The organism is Desulfovibrio biadhensis (assembly GCF_055388615.1).
In genome coordinates, this window is sequence record NZ_AP042477.1 from 3,452,596 (window position 1) to 3,467,126 (window position 14,531).

A 14,531-nucleotide genomic window follows, 5' to 3' on the forward strand; every position below is an offset into this window, starting at 1 on the left:
AGTTGGAGTGTCTGTCGGCATCACCAACTGAATAGAGAGCGGAATTCGGAGGAAATACTACTGAGACTGTGCCGTCTACACGTATGCTAGTAACTGGCACTACGCTGTCTGTGCAGCCAACTGATAACTTTGCGAGCGTTTTCTTCAGGTGTAGCGGTTTCGCTATCCAGCGTGACTTCCGCTTCAGGATTAACCTCAAAGGGAACATCGACCCCCACTACCTGCCCCAATCCGGGGAACTCCCGCCCTGTACGTTTACGCTCCAGTGCTTTGGCGTACAGCTCGGCCTTCACCTTTCCTTTGGGGCGTTCAGACTCGCGTTTGATCGCTGTTTCCAGGGAACAAGCCACGTATATTTCTGCAAAGTCCGGTATGCGTTGTCGGGCGGATTGGCGTATAGCTAGTTCATTGGCCGTACCGTCCATGAGAACACAGTCTCCAGCTGCAACAAGGGCGGCCGCTTCATCCACGAACATGGCGTAGGCCTTGTGGCGCTCCTCCCGGGTGTATTCAGGACTCGGAATGTACACTTTGCGTCGTTGGTCCATTTCCAGCAGCGTTGCCGTTGCGCCTGCGGCGTGCAGCAAGGTGAGCACCTTTTTAGCGATGGTGCTCTTGCCTGATCCCGGTAACCCGACAAACCATAGCGCCCGCCCGGAACATGGTGAGGGTGTCATGGCGTCTTATCCTTTCTCTTGAGGGAGCAAATATTTTTCAGGGTGGCGATGGTCAAAAGTCTGATCGTAGAGCACTTGCTCCATGAAGCGCAGCAGGGCTTTCCTTACGGCCTGGCTGTGGTCTGGATACCATTCCGGTGATGCGACAACCAGACAACGGAACACAAAAAAGGGAGCCATGACGTCCAGAATCTCGGTGTCACCTGTTTCTTCAAAATACGATGTGAAAAGCGCGTCATAAAGCTCTCGAAAGGGGCCTTCAAACCTTACTGGCTCCTGCGTCTGTCCCAAAATGCCAAAAAGAAGATAGTTGAGCGCCATGGAGGCAAGGTCGCCTGCCGGTTCTCCCCATTCGCCGCGGGAGCGGTCCAGCACGCTGAAATCCCTTGGGCCGCGTACAAGTATATTCCAGGGGTGAAAGTCACCATGCACCGAGCTGAGCCGGTGGGCATAGGCTCTGAGTCGCCAGCGCCATTCGAGCAGGTGTTTTTCCAGGGCGAGGAAGCGTTCATCGGAAAACAGCGGGTAGGGGTGCGGGTAGGCCTCGTCAATCAGGCCCATGATGCATTCGCTTTTTCCCAACAGATTGCGGACCCGGCGGAAATAGAGATCCGGATCATCCTTCTTCACGCTGTGAATCGTAGCCAGCCATTGGGCGAAAGCCCGAGCCATTTCCAGGTCTTCCTCCCGGAAATCGCCCTGCCGGATACGTTCGATGTCGTGGTAATAGTCCCAGCCTTCGATCTTTTCATTAAGGATGAAGAATTCTTTGGGCTGGTGTAAGGGCGCCAGACGGCCTTCACCGTTTACGTACCCCATACCCAGGGGCCTGACGTGGCCGGGTAAAAGCGCGCTGGTTTCGTACTGAAACATGAGTATGGCTGCGCGATCCCAATAGAATTGGTGACCGTATTTGTCACCCTTCATAACCGAGAGCACGCCTTCGTGCTCCTGTCCGTCTGTTTCGATACGCAGCAGGATGGGCTTGCCGTAGCCGAATTTTTTGATCCCCTGTTTGTCCAGGGCGGCGATGTCGCCGAAATCCAGAAGCCTGGCGTTGGAGCCAAAGGCTTCACGAACGTATTCTTCTAGTATCTCCCGGGTGAGTTCGATCATTGCGCCGTCTCCTTTGTCGGGTGAAAAGACAGGGAGCCACCTTCAAAGGATATTCCTCCTGTAAAGGCAATGCAAGACGGTGCAGAAAAATCAGTAGTAACGAATGTACTTATTGTAGACCCAGCCGGATATTTCGGTGAAATCGAGCCGTACGCGTGTCCAGCGCCCCTGAACCTCCTGAACAACAAGTTGCTGCCCCTTAGGCAGTGTCCTGATAATCGCGCAGGAAAGCGTCGGGCAGGTGCGCAGATGCAAGGCTCTGGCTGTGACGACCGCCTTTGCATACATGGGCCTGCCGGGCTTGGTATTGAGCCAGCCTTCACGGCCACTGGTGAATCCGCGCACGCGATACCAGTGTCCTACGGTCTCCAGTATGGCCATACGCTCACCGCGTTGTGCCTGACCAATGATGGGGCAGTTGCTGTCTCCACAACTGTGCAAGGCCATGCTGTCGGCGCGGACGACGTATACCTTTGGGCCGCTGGGAGGCATAACCCCCTGTGGAATTGCAGGCCGGCCTGCGTCTGCCGGCAGCGGGAGGGCAAACACCCCAAGGACAAGGGCGAACATCAGGTAGTTAATGATAATAAAAATCGTTTTCGTTTTAAACACGAGTAATTCTCCGTGGTTATAGGGAATTGCATGCCTTCACAAAGAGAAAGAGGGCTCAGAAGGCGTTGGCATTTCCCTATACTATGTTTATTCTTTTGGGCATGACAATAATCGGCCAATACCTGATTGCCTTTAGTGCCAGGGATAATTCTCCTTTGGGAATACAGCCTGAATTTTTCTCACACATGGCCGAAAGCCTGCAAGGTCCTGCCAATGTCCAGTTCTGAAAAATCGTTCACGTCTGCCGCATCAGAAAATCTAACAAGCAACCTGGGAAGATCGGTGAGCGCCCCTGTAAAGGGAATGCACTGCGCTGCCTGTTCCTCACGAATAGAGCGTACGCTTTCCAAGATGGAAGGGGTACAGGATATAAGTGTTAATCTTGCCGGCGAAAGCATGAATTTGCGCTGGGACCCGGACAAGACTTCATTGGAAGCAATTGGCGCCCGCGTCAAGGATTTGGGCTTTGAAGCCGACTTCGCATCTGGTGAAGACACGACTCCTGCGCCTCAGGATACGGGGCGTCTTGAGTTGGATATTCAGGGCATGCACTGCGCTGCCTGCTCATCCCGCATAGAACGGGTAACCCGTAACATGGAGGGGATGGAGCAGGCTGATGTCAACCTTGCCATGGAGACGGGCGCTTTTAAGTATGACCCGGAAAGGGTCTCGCCTGAAGATATTCGTCGCGCCATCCGTGATGCAGGATTTGAATCTCGCCCCCGCTCTGGTGCACCGGACCTTTTTGAAGAGCGAAGGAAAGAGGCCCTGGAGCGCCTGGCAGGGATGCGCCGCCGCCTGATACCTGCGTTTTTGTTCGCGTTGCCGCTGCTCGTTCTTTCCATGGGGCACATGGCGGGAATGCCATTGCCCGGATTTCTGGACCCCGCGGAATCTCCCTTGAATTTTGCCCTGGCCCAATTGCTGCTAACCCTGCCGGTGGTTTGGAGCGGTCGCCGTTTTTATCTGGATGGTCTTCCCGCCCTATGGCGTAGGGCGCCGAACATGGATTCCCTGGTCGCCGTCGGGACGGGGGCTGCTTTTGTGTACAGCGTTTGGAACACCCTGGGCATTGCTCTGGCCCCTAACCATGAGCAGGCAATGCGCCTGGCCATGGATTTGTATTTTGAAGGCGCGGCTGTGCTTATCGCTCTTATTTCGCTTGGCAAATATTTTGAAGCGCGTTCCAAACTGAAAACTTCCGATGCCATCCGCGCCCTGATGCAGCTGGAGCCGGATACGGTGACCTTGCTTGTGGAGGGGGAGCAGAAGGAAGTGGCGGCAGAGCAGGTTTTGCCAGGGGATACGGCTCTTGTACGACCTGGGGAGAGGATTCCCCTTGACGGTGAGATCATCAAGGGCAGCTCCAGCGTAGATGAATCCATGCTTACTGGCGAACCCTTGCCCATTGACAAGACTGTGGGCGACAAGGTCGCAGGCGGCACCTTGAATACGTCAGGCGCGTTGACAATGCGCGTGGAGCGCGTGGGGCAGGATACCACTCTGGCGCGTATCATCCGTATGGTGCAGCAGGCGCAGGGATCCAAGGCGCCCATCGCCAGTCTTGCCGATGTCATCAGCTATTATTTTGTGCCGACGGTTATTGGCATTGCCCTGCTTTCCGGAGGCGCATGGTATTTTTTGGGAGGAGGGGATTTTGGTTTTGCCCTCCGCATTACAATAGCGGTGTTGGTTATTGCCTGCCCTTGCGCCCTGGGGCTGGCAACGCCTACTTCCATTATGGTCGGTGCTGGCCGCGGCGCACAGCTCGGCGTGCTGATCAAGACCGGAGAAGCCCTGCAGCTTGCCGGCCGGCTGAACGCAATGGTTTTTGACAAAACCGGCACGTTAACCATGGGCAAGCCACGGTTGACGCAGGTCTCACCCCAGCCGGGCAACGAGGGGAAGGAAGATACCCTTTTGGAGTGGGCTGCTTCTGCGGAAAGTTCGTCTGAACACCCCCTGGGCAGGGCTGTGGTGCAAGGGGCTAAGGATCGCGGATTGACGGTGCGCGAGCCTGAGGAGTTCATTCCTACTGCAGGCAAAGGGATCCGCGCCCGTGTAGCTGGACATGTGATCAGCATCGGGAATCTGGCATTTATGCAGGAACAAAATGTTACCGGGCTGGATGCGCCTGAAGCGCACAAACCCGCTGAAGCCGCGGCAGGGCAGGGTGCTACAGCCTTATATGTCGCGGTTGACGGGGCCTTGGCTCTTGTCTTGGCCGTGGCCGATACCCTGAAGGAAGACGCTCCTGCTGTGGTGGCTCGGCTGCACAAACTCGGTCTGCAGGTTGTGATGCTGACTGGTGACAATGAGACCACCGCCCGTGCTATTGCCGAACAGGCTGGCATCGATACGGTTGTGGCCGGGGTGTTGCCGGAGCGCAAGGCGCATGAGGTTGAGCTGCTGCAGCAAAAGGGGCTTCGTGTGGGAATGGTCGGCGACGGCATCAATGACGCCCCGGCTCTGGCCCAGGCTGATCTGGGTTTGGCCATGGGGTCTGGTATCGATGTTGCGGTGGAATCGGGCGATGTGGTGTTGATGCACTCCGACTTGAAGAGTGTTCTGCATGCCTTGGAGCTTTCCCGCGCCACCATGCGTAACATCAAGCAAAACCTGTTTTGGGCCTTTGCTTTCAATAGCATTGGCATTCCCATAGCGGCCGGTGTGCTGCATATCTGGGGCGGACCAACACTGAATCCCATGATCGCGGGAACAGCCATGGCGCTGTCCTCGGTTACCGTGGTCAGCAATGCGCTACGACTGCGTTTTTTCAATCCAAAAAGTAATTGATGTTAACAGTATAACGAAAGGAGATGTTCATGCCTGCCATCACAGTAAAAGGAATGAGCTGCAACCACTGCAAGGCCTCTGTCGAAGATACCATGAGCAAGCTGGACGGTGTTGAAAACGTGAACGTGGACCTGGAAAGCGGCAAGGTGGAATACACTGAAACTTCGCCTGTTGAACTTGAAAAGATTCGCAAGGCTATTGAAAAAATAGGTTTTGAAGTCGCATAGGGCGTTGAAAAGAAGCAATCTGCTGCGTTGCTTCAAAAAGCGCACACCCTCGCGTACCGGAAAGTACGCGTCGGTCGTGCGCTTTTTTTACGCCTTGCCTCTCACCCCTTTTGAACGCCCTCTGTGTGTGGATGAAAAGGGGTAACCTGCTGCGCTGCGGTGGACAGAGTATTATATAGTAGATGCTGTGCGTCGGTCGTGCGCTACGGGCGCCATTCGTTGAAATGTGATAAGAAAAAGGCGCACACCCTCTGGACAATGCCTGGACCAGGAAGTGTACGCCTAGTAGTGCGTGCAATTGGAAGGTCAGTAAAATCGTGTGCTGCCTTGGCAGAGCCTGGGGTCAGCTTTTGTTTTCAATGCTGATTTCCACAGTGCCGGGGGCGAACCCTTTGAGTTCCTTGAGCATGCCCAAAATCCCACTGGAGATGATGTCCTTGACAAAATGGTTCATGCCCAGAGGAACACCGTTCACCTTGATGCTGCAAGACGGAGTGCGTGAGCGGCAGGCGTCAGGGGTGGCCTTGCCGGCAACGATGTCCCGGGCAAGGCTGGCGCAATCCTCGCGGCCACAATCGCCACAATCCAGACCAGGAAGGGCAAAACCGCGCTCCATTACCAATTTGGTCAATTCTTCTATATCGGTTACGGCAGGCACCCCCGGAGAGGTGATTTCACCAAAAGTGCACAGTGCAAGCCCCTTGTCCAGCTCCTCCGCCTCTTCCGGAGAGCGCAACACCAGGATGCGAGGCAGCCAGCCCAGGCTTTTACCACCTTCGACGATCAGGCCTTGTGCTTCCATAATCGGAATCAGATCGGGGATGTAGCGCTTCTTGTTCCAGAACATGGCTGCTTTGTCGGGGAGCACCGCGCCAACGGTTTCATACACGAGGGCAAGGCGTCCCGTGTCGGTACTTGGAGCGTCCAGTTGGTCATGATGTGAACATTTTATTGCCGCCGCCTTGACGTTCAGCCCCTTCAGGGCTTGTCCGATTTGTTCACAAAGGGTTGTTTTACCAGAATTTTTAAATCCGACTACTGCTGCGGCAAACATTGCATGCTCTCCTCATTTTATAATGGTTCAATATTTTCGGAAAGTTGTGTGATGGGTGGCTTTTTCCTGACAAATGATTACAATAAACACCATATACAAACAATCAAATATCCTTGCAGAAAGGGGGCGGTATTGTGACCATCCAAGCTGATGAAGAAGCCCGACTTTTGCAGAAAAAGGTAGCAGAGCTCAAGAAGAAAGATTTTCTTCCGGAGCCGCTGCTTAACCTGGTTGCTGCAATTTACACCGCGCAGATTGAGGCCAGGCCAGATGCAGCCGTTGCTGCGCCACCTCAGGAAGAATTGCCCGGCGGGGAGATGCGAGCACAGGGCGCGCCTTTGGTGGAACGCAGGCGTTTTGCCTATGACGCATCGCAAGCCAAGGCATTGTTCGCTGATTTTATAGAGTATGCCAAAGAACAAGGTGAGCCTCTGGCTTCTGCAGTTACCCTTGTTGGCGAAGCTCTGGACAAGGGTGAACTGGACCTCGACAAGGCTTTTCACGCATATATACACGAGGATCAGGAGTTCTTCGACAACTGGGCAAAGCGTACACCCGAAGCGCCACGCACGGTAGCGTTTTTGACGCAATCGGCGCTGATGCCGAGTCTTGCAGCTGCAGCCGACGCACTGGCTGGAGAGCGTGAGCAAGGCCCGGCCTGGTCGCATGGGCATTGCCCCACATGTGGCAGCCTGCCGCTTATTGGTTCTTTGCGTGAAAAAGAGGGGCAGCGATATCTCACCTGTTCATTTTGTCTGACTGATTATCGGACAAAACGTCTGGGCTGCCCTATTTGTGATGAGACCGAGTTTGATAAGCTGGCTTTCTACACTGTGGAAGAAGAGCCAGGATTTCGTGTTGACGTCTGTGAAAGCTGCAAGCGCTACATAAAGGTTGCTGATTTCCGTGAACTGGATCGCAAGCTTTTGCCTTTGCTGGATGACCTGGCTTCATTGCCTTTTGACATCCTTGCGACCAAAAAAGGGTATTCTCGGGCCACGCTTTCCGGCTGGGGGTTTTGATGGCCAAGACTGACGGATCCTATTTTCAGGGAGCCGATAAGGGCCTCTATTCAAAACGCCTGCGGCAGTTTACCCAGGGTTCGTGGCGCGATATAGATGACATCATCGCCCCTGAAATGCGTGTGCGGGTGCATTGGTCCGGTAACGCCCCGAAAGAGTTGCTGGCTTTTCCGGATTCTGAGGCAGGCCTGCGTCGTTTGGCATTGGGGCATGCCTTGCTGGATATTAGCGAGCCGGGTGTGGTGCCGGAACTGGTGCGTCGGGATGATTCTGATGACGGCAGGGTCATGGATTTTCATCTCGAGCCTGAATGGACGCCACGCGATCCTACGCGATCCAAAGGGTTCGAAGCTCTGGGCGCGGAAACCATTTTGCAGCGCATGAAGGAATTCATTGCGGCAGCAGGGCGTTGGGAAGACACGGGGTGTTTTCATCGTATGGCTTTGTATGCTCCAGAAAAAGGCGAATTTGTGGCCTGGGTTGAAGATATCGGCCGACACAACTGTCTGGACCGCCTGGCTGGATGGTGTGTGGAGCATTATGCAGCCCCAGCCGATATGGTGCTTTTCGCCTCGGCCCGGGCAACGGGTTCCCTGGTGGCAAAAGCGTTGCGTGCCGGATTTGCCATGCTCGTCAGCCGTTCAGCGGTCACCACGGCAGGGGTGGAGTTGGCGCAGGAAGGCGGTATGTCTCTTTTGGGGTTTGCCCGGGATATACGGTTTACCGTCTTCGCAGATCCCAAGGGATTGGTGTACGATCCCATGAAATAAGGATGACGGGGGCCGTGTGATGGCAAAAGCGGAAGTCATGGGGCTGGTGCTGGCTGGCGGCCGGAGCCGCAGGCTCGGGCAGGATAAGGTTGTGCTTCCCTACGCGGGGGGGTGCTTGCTCAGTCGCTCTGTGGATCTGCTGCAAAAGTTCTGTCCGGATGTCTGGGTTTCGGGACGTAACCCCGCTGCCCTCAGTGATGCCGGTCAGCACCCTGATATCAATGCCCCCTGGCTGCCCGATGATATTCCAGGAATTGGCCCCATGGGGGGCATAATTACCTGTTTGAAACGGCTGCAACGCCCCTTGCTTGTTATCGCATGCGATTTACCTTTGTTGGATGAGGATACCATCCGCTGGTTGTTGGAGGTAAGGACTGCCAGGAAAACGAATCATGTGATGACCACCTTTTTGCAATTGGCGACCGGATTTATTGAGTCCCTGGTAGCTGTATATGAGCCTGAGGCCTTGCCGTATCTGGAGGCCAGCTATGAGAAAGGAATGTATAAACTTTCTCGTGCATTGCCCCCCGAAGTCCGCCTTGAGATTCCTTACAGTCCTGAAAAAGGGCATGTTTTTTTCAACATAAACCATCCAGAAGATCTTCAGAAATTACGGTCGTTAAAGACCGCAGACTGTGCGAAAAACATTGTGGAGAATATATGCGATTAGGCCGCTTTTTTACATACACCATTTTGCTGCTGGCATTCTGCATTTTGCCTTTTTCCATTGCGGCCGATGCGAGTACGGATTCCATAGAATCCATGAATCATGAGCAGTTGCAGGAGTTCGTCACCCACAATCATGGCAAGGTCGTCCTGGTTAACTTCTGGGCTACCTGGTGCGGCCCCTGCCTGATGGAAATGCCGGGGTTGGTGCAAATGCGCAGTGAAGTGTCTGCGGACAAGCTTGCAATGGTAAATGTTTCCCTTGATTATGACCCCGGAGCACTTGCCCTTTTTGTGGAGGGTCTTGATACTTCAATACCAAATTACCTAGCAGAACAGGAACTTGTTGATACTTTGAAGATACAAGCCATACCAATGATGCTGCTGTACGATACAGACGGCACCATAGTAGTCAGCCATATGGGCTACATGTCTCCTGAAGAACTGCGTGAGACTGTTGCCGAATATTTGCCGTCTGAGTGAGAGGAAGACCATGCGACCAGATAAATACGGACGCAGCGTCAGCTATTTACGATTGAGCGTCACAGATAGGTGTAATCTCCGTTGTTTCTACTGTCAGGGAGGGCAACAGCTTTCTCTGATGCCCCACCAGGATATCCTTCGCTATGAGGAAATGCTGCAACTCATAGGTCTTGCAGGCAAACTGGGTGTGCGCAAGGTCAGGCTGACAGGGGGCGAGCCCCTTGTGCGTCGCGATGTGCTTCCCTTTCTGGAGCGGGTATTGATTCAGAATCCCGGGCTGGACCTGCGGTTGACCACCAATGCCACGCTTTTGCCGGGCAAGGCCAAATTGCTCAAGCAATATGGTCTGAGTCGGGTGAACATCTCCCTGGATACCCTGGAGCGTAAGAAATACGAGGATATCACTCGTCGGGATTATTACATGGACGTGCGCCGCGCCATTGACGAGTGCCTGGAAGAAGGGCTGCTGGTCAAAGTCAACGCCGTGGCCCTGCGCGGGGTGAACGATGTCGAGCTAGCCGACTTCGTTGCGCTCGCGCGCCAACTCCCGCTGGATATGCGCTTTATCGAATTCATGCCCATGGGACAGGGCACCGCCTGGAGTGATGGTAATTTCTGGTCAGCCCAGGATATCGTGGCCGAAGCATCCAGGCATGCAGACCTTACTCCCATACCCCGCAGCACCTCCGAGGTGATGGGCGAGGCAGATACCCACGGCCCGGCCAGAATGTATTCCATCGCAGATGGAAAGGGGCGCTTCGGCGTCATTTCTCCGCTTTCAGACCACTTTTGCGGCAGCTGCAACCGGTTGCGCATCACCAGCGATGGACGGTTGCGTACTTGTCTGTTCTCCGACAGGCAATACCGCTTGCGCCCTTTGTTGCGTCACCCCAAGCTGGGTGTGGAGCAGGTACGCAAGGTGATCGAACGCGCCGGTCAGCGCAAACCCCTCGGGCACATGCTGCTGGCCCAGGCTCTGCAAAACGGCCCTGTCTGCAATACCCGTATGAGCGGCATTGGCGGTTAGAGCGGCAGAAAGGGCCCCTGAGCTTCACACAAATGGCGTGATTGCGTGCTCCCCTGTTTCTCCAGGCAAAAAAATAAGCCCATTCACTGCGTGTGTGAATGGGCTTAAAAATACGCCAGTATCGGTATTACTGAGAAGGCAAAGCCAAAAGCTCTGCCTTACCGTGTAGCAACTCTCGCGTCTGTTCAGCACTTCCTCAAATCGCGTTCCCGGATTTCAGCGCGCTTGATTTTACCGGAAATGGTCTTGGGCAGTTCGCCTACATATTCTACAACGCGCGGGTATTTGTAGGGCGCTGTGACCTGTTTGACGTGGTTCTGAATCTCTTTTGTCAGGGCGTCGGACGCCGTATACCCGTGTCCCAGAACAATGGTCGCCTTGACCACCTGCCCGCGTTGCTCATCCGGAACGCCTGTGACGGCTGCTTCAATTACGGCAGGGTGGGAGACCAGAGCGCTTTCCACCTCAAAGGGGCCGATACGGTAGCCCGAGCTCTTGATGAGGTCGTCCACGCGCCCCAGAAACCAGATATAACCGTCTTCGTCCATCCACCCCTTGTCTCCTGTGTGGTAATATCCATCATGGAGAACATTGGCGGTGCGCTCGGGTTCATCGATGTATTTTGTGAACAATCCTTCCGGCGACGATGCCAGGGAAATACAGATTTCTCCTTCCTCACCGGCCGAGCAGGGAGCGCCTTCCATGTCGAGAAGTTCGATGCCCCACCCTGGCGAAGGTTTGCCAATGGAGCCAGGTTTGGGGTCCATGAACGGGTAGGTGGCGATTTGCAGGGTGGTTTCCGTCTGGCCATAACCTTCGTAAATGTTCAACCCTGTTGCTTTTTTCCAGTCGTAGAACACGCTTTCGTTCAGCAGTTCGCCAGCAGTGGTGCAGTGACGCAAGGAGGACAGATCATACTTGGAGAGGTCCTGCCTGATGAGAAAGCGGTACACGGTAGGTGGGGCGCAGAAGCCGGTAACCTTGTGTTTAGCCATGACATGGAGCAAATCTGCTGGTTCGAATTTGCCGCGGAAGTCGTAAACAAAGACTGTGGCGCCGGCCATCCACTGTCCGTACATTTTACCCCATACGGCTTTGCCCCACCCGGTGTCTGCCACGGTGAGGTGAATGTCGCCGGGGCGCAGGTCATGCCAGTACACGCCTGTGGTGAAGTGCCCCAATGCGTAACGGTGCGTATGCTCCACCATTTTCGGGGGGCCTGTCGTGCCGGAAGTGAAATAGATGAGCAATGTGTCGTCATCACAGGCGGTATCGTCGCGGCGGGGGTAATCAGTTTCGGCCAGGGTCATGATTGCATCGTACCCTTCCCACCCTTCGTGCAGGGGAGAGGGGCCGCATTGTACCGTCAGGGAGAGGCCTGGGCATTCTTTTTTGGCTTCCTGGACGCGGCTGGCAACGGAATCTTCAACTATGGCTGCTTTGATTTGACCGGTTTGGACCCGGTAGACGATGTCCTTGGTCGTCAGCAACGAAGGGGAGGGCACGGCCACTGCGCCCATGCGATGCAACGCAAGCATGGCCACCCAGAATTCGATACGGCGATAAAGTATGAGCATGACCCTGTCGCCCTTGCCAATGCCGCGAGCCTCCAGGGCGTTGGCCAGGCGACATGATTCCTGCTTGAGCCAGGCCATTGGGTATTCGCGGCGCACGTCGTCCGGACCAATATGGATTATGCCGGGCTGGTCGGGATTGGCATCCACCATGGCGTCTATGACGTCGAAGGCGTAGTTGAACTTTTTGATAGGGGGCAGGGCGAAATCTTTGCAAAAAGTCTCGTAACTGTCCGGTAAGAGCTTGTTGAACATGATGATTGTCCTTTTCTCGTTACGCGCAGCGCGCTACATGATCACGTCGAGGAAGAGCGCTTCCTTGCCATCCAGTCCACGCATGGCGTGGGGGGTGTGGGAGCTGAAGTAGAGCGAGTCTCCCGGCTCGAGGATTTCAACGTTCTTTTCCAGCCGGATTTCAAGACGCCCCTCGATCATGTAGATGTACTCCTGCCCGGGGTGGGTGGTGTAGTTCATGTTCTCTTCCTCCTTGGGAGGAACGCGGACCATGAAGGGCTCCATGCGTCTGCCTACGAATTTGTAGGCCAGGCTTTTATAGTCGTAGTCCTTGCGACGCTCCACCGAGAGCCCTTTGCCTTTGCGTACCAGAGAGTAGGAGTGCAGTCTGGCCTCGCCGCCTGAAAGCAGTTCGGTGAGGTCCACGCCGCAAACGTGGGCCACACTGACCAGGTAGCTCACTGGAATCTCTACACTGCCCGACTCATATACTGCGGCCTGCTCGGCTGTAACGCCGGTCTGCTCGGCCAGTTCCTCAATGCTCATGTCCACGGCTTCGCGGAGACCCCGCAGGCGGGGGGCGATGTCCTTGTAAGCCTCTTGGGTCGTCATCTCGTGCTCCTTGCTAGATGTGCTCAGGCGTTGGGAAAGAGCTCGGCGGCCATGTCGCGCAGTTTGTATTTCTGCACCTTGCCACTGGCAGTCATGGGGTATTCAGTGAGAAAATGCACATACTTGGGAATCTTGTGCCAGGCGATTTGTCCGCGGCAAAAGTCGCGCACGTCTTCCGTCGTCATTTCAAAGCCGTCTTTGAGGATGATGAATGCGCCCACTTCTTCGCCGTATTTATGGCTGGGCACACCGGCGACCTGTACGTCGGATATGCCGGGCATGGTATAGAGGAACTCTTCGATTTCACGAGGATAAATATTCTCGCCGCCACGGATTATCATGTCTTTGAGGCGACCTGTGATTGCCAGGTAGCCTTCCTCGTCCATGACGCCCAGGTCCCCTGAATGCAGCCAGCCCTTGGCGTCTATGGTTTCCGCGGTGGCCTTTTCGTTGTTGTAGTAGCCCTTCATCACATTGTACCCGCGACAGCAGACTTCCCCCTGGTTTCCGGGGGGCACTTCTTCGTGGGTTTCGGGGTCCACAACAAGGACTTCCACTTCTGGCATGGCCCGACCCACGGTTTCCGTGCGGCGTTCGATGGTGTCGTCCATGCGTGTCTGCGTCATTACGGGGGCCGACTCGGTAAGGCCGTAGCAAATGGTTACGTCGGTCATGTTCATTTTCTTCATGACCTGTTTCATGACGTGAACAGGGCAGGGTGAGCCGGCCATGATGCCGGTTCGCAGTGTGGAGAAATCGAACTTGTCGAACAGCTCATGCTCCAGCACGGCGATGAACATGGTGGGCACGCCGTATACAGCGGTACAGCGTTCTTTTTCGATGGCTTTCATCTCAGTGACGGGATTGAAGGTCTCGAGGATGACCATGGTCACGCAATGGGTGACGGCCGCCAGTACGCCAAGAACGCAGCCGAAGCAGTGAAACAGGGGCACAGGGATGCAAAGGCGCTCTCCATCCTTGAAGGCCTGGTTTTCACCGATCCAGAATCCGTTGTTGCCGATGTTGTAGTGGGTGAGCATGACGCCCTTGGGAAAACCCGTGGTTCCGGACGTGTACTGCATATTGACGACGTCATCAGGATCCAGGGTTGCCTGGCGGGCTGCGTATTCTTCATCCGAAACCATGGCGGACATGGCCAGTACCTCTGGCACGGAATACATGCCGCGGTGTTTTTCATGGCCAAGGAAAAAGACCCGTTTCAGATGGGGAAACGTATCGCTTTTGATGTCGCCCCTTTCTCTGGATTTGAGCTCAGGAGCCAGGTCGTAAAGCGTCAGGATGTAGTCGGTATCGCGGTACCCGTCCATCAGGAAAATGTTTTCCGTTTCGGACTGCTTCAGCAGATACTCGAGCTCATGCCGTTTGTAGTTGGTGTTTACGGTGAGGAGAATGGCGCCAATTTTGGCCGTGGCAAACTGTAAGACAACCCAGTATGGCACATTGGTGGCCCAGACAGCCACTTTTTCGCCTTTTTTAATGCCCATGGCCATGAGTCCCTTGGCCATGTCATCAACCAGCTCCTTGAATTCCTTATACGTAAGACGAAAGTCGCGGTCCACGTAGACAACGGCTTCCGTATCGGGGCAGCGTTCGGCTGCTTCGTCAAGAATCTGCCCCAGCGTCAAGTTCCGCAAAGACAT

14 protein-coding genes are annotated in these 14,531 nt (G+C 54.9%); 7 read left to right on the plus strand and 7 right to left on the minus strand.

The genetic code is table 11. The features are described 5' to 3' along the window. Nucleotides 1–86: 86 nt before the first annotated feature. From ACZ5EH_RS14950 to ACZ5EH_RS14960, 3 genes are all read right to left on the minus strand, one after another. On the minus strand, nt 87–677 hold the full coding sequence (locus ACZ5EH_RS14950; protein WP_464274680.1) for an adenylyl-sulfate kinase: 591 nt from the start codon (nt 675–677) through the stop codon (nt 87–89). A gap of 6 nt (nt 678–683) precedes the next feature. Next, nucleotides 684–1,793, minus strand: coding sequence for a phosphotransferase family protein (locus ACZ5EH_RS14955; protein ID WP_464274681.1), 1,110 nt, complete (start codon nt 1,791–1,793; stop codon nt 684–686). Nucleotides 1,794–1,883: 90 nt separating this feature from the next. Next, nucleotides 1,884–2,405, minus strand: a complete 522-nt coding sequence (locus ACZ5EH_RS14960) for an SH3 domain-containing protein (RefSeq protein ID WP_464274682.1) — start codon at nt 2,403–2,405, stop codon at nt 1,884–1,886. Nucleotides 2,406–2,708: 303 nt separating this feature from the next. Here ACZ5EH_RS14960 and ACZ5EH_RS14965 point away from each other — a divergent pair, with 303 nt between their 5' ends. Together ACZ5EH_RS14965 and ACZ5EH_RS14970 are read left to right on the plus strand one after the other, a co-directional pair. Then, nucleotides 2,709–5,201 carry a heavy metal translocating P-type ATPase gene (locus ACZ5EH_RS14965; RefSeq protein ID WP_464278307.1) on the plus strand — a complete coding sequence of 831 codons (2,493 nt, stop codon included), beginning with the start codon at nt 2,709–2,711 and terminating at the stop codon, nt 5,199–5,201. A 29-nt stretch (nt 5,202–5,230) separates the two neighbouring features. After that, nucleotides 5,231–5,428 (plus strand): cation transporter, encoded by a 198-nt coding sequence (locus ACZ5EH_RS14970; protein ID WP_464274683.1) that lies wholly within the window; start codon nt 5,231–5,233, stop codon nt 5,426–5,428. 343 nt (nt 5,429–5,771) lie between these two features. Here the strand turns inward: ACZ5EH_RS14970 and ACZ5EH_RS14975 are convergent, their stop codons facing one another. Then, entirely contained in the window at nt 5,772–6,482 is a 711-nt protein-coding gene (locus ACZ5EH_RS14975) for a molybdopterin-guanine dinucleotide biosynthesis protein MobB (RefSeq protein ID WP_464274684.1), read from the minus strand. A gap of 134 nt (nt 6,483–6,616) precedes the next feature. Here ACZ5EH_RS14975 and ACZ5EH_RS14980 point away from each other — a divergent pair, with 134 nt between their 5' ends. Genes ACZ5EH_RS14980 through moaA form a run of 5 tightly spaced genes read left to right on the plus strand, consistent with a single transcriptional unit; the run spans nt 6,617 to nt 10,450 of the window. After that, nucleotides 6,617–7,504 carry a formate dehydrogenase accessory protein FdhE gene (locus tag ACZ5EH_RS14980; protein ID WP_464274685.1) on the plus strand — a complete coding sequence of 296 codons (888 nt, stop codon included), beginning with the start codon at nt 6,617–6,619 and terminating at the stop codon, nt 7,502–7,504. Continuing rightward, nucleotides 7,504–8,274 carry a formate dehydrogenase accessory sulfurtransferase FdhD gene (locus ACZ5EH_RS14985; protein ID WP_464274686.1) on the plus strand — a complete coding sequence of 257 codons (771 nt, stop codon included), beginning with the start codon at nt 7,504–7,506 and terminating at the stop codon, nt 8,272–8,274. Before ACZ5EH_RS14980 ends, ACZ5EH_RS14985 begins: the two co-directional genes overlap by 1 nt. A 19-nt stretch (nt 8,275–8,293) precedes the next feature. Then, a complete protein-coding gene (locus ACZ5EH_RS14990) occupies nt 8,294–8,944 on the plus strand; it encodes a molybdenum cofactor guanylyltransferase (RefSeq protein ID WP_464274687.1) in 651 nt (216 codons plus the stop codon). Further along, nucleotides 8,935–9,423: a TlpA family protein disulfide reductase gene (locus tag ACZ5EH_RS14995; protein ID WP_464274688.1), complete on the plus strand. Its 489-nt coding sequence runs from the start codon at nt 8,935–8,937 to the stop codon at nt 9,421–9,423. Before ACZ5EH_RS14990 ends, ACZ5EH_RS14995 begins: the two co-directional genes overlap by 10 nt. 10 nt (nt 9,424–9,433) lie before the next feature. After that, nucleotides 9,434–10,450 carry a GTP 3',8-cyclase MoaA gene (gene moaA / locus ACZ5EH_RS15000; protein ID WP_464274689.1) on the plus strand — a complete coding sequence of 339 codons (1,017 nt, stop codon included), beginning with the start codon at nt 9,434–9,436 and terminating at the stop codon, nt 10,448–10,450. Between the two features lie 185 nt (nt 10,451–10,635). On the opposite strand, the gene ACZ5EH_RS15005 is transcribed toward moaA, so the two are convergent. The 3 genes from ACZ5EH_RS15005 to ACZ5EH_RS15015 are packed head-to-tail and all read right to left on the minus strand — an operon-like array spanning nt 10,636 to nt 14,531. Next, nucleotides 10,636–12,279 carry an AMP-binding protein gene (locus ACZ5EH_RS15005; protein ID WP_464274690.1) on the minus strand — a complete coding sequence of 548 codons (1,644 nt, stop codon included), beginning with the start codon at nt 12,277–12,279 and terminating at the stop codon, nt 10,636–10,638. A 33-nt stretch (nt 12,280–12,312) separates the two neighbouring features. Next, nucleotides 12,313–12,870, minus strand: a complete 558-nt coding sequence (locus tag ACZ5EH_RS15010; RefSeq protein WP_464274691.1) for a helix-turn-helix domain-containing protein — start codon at nt 12,868–12,870, stop codon at nt 12,313–12,315. A 23-nt stretch (nt 12,871–12,893) separates the two neighbouring features. Further along, complete coding sequence (locus ACZ5EH_RS15015; protein ID WP_464274692.1) at nt 12,894–14,531, minus strand: AMP-binding protein; 1,638 nt, start codon at nt 14,529–14,531, stop codon at nt 12,894–12,896.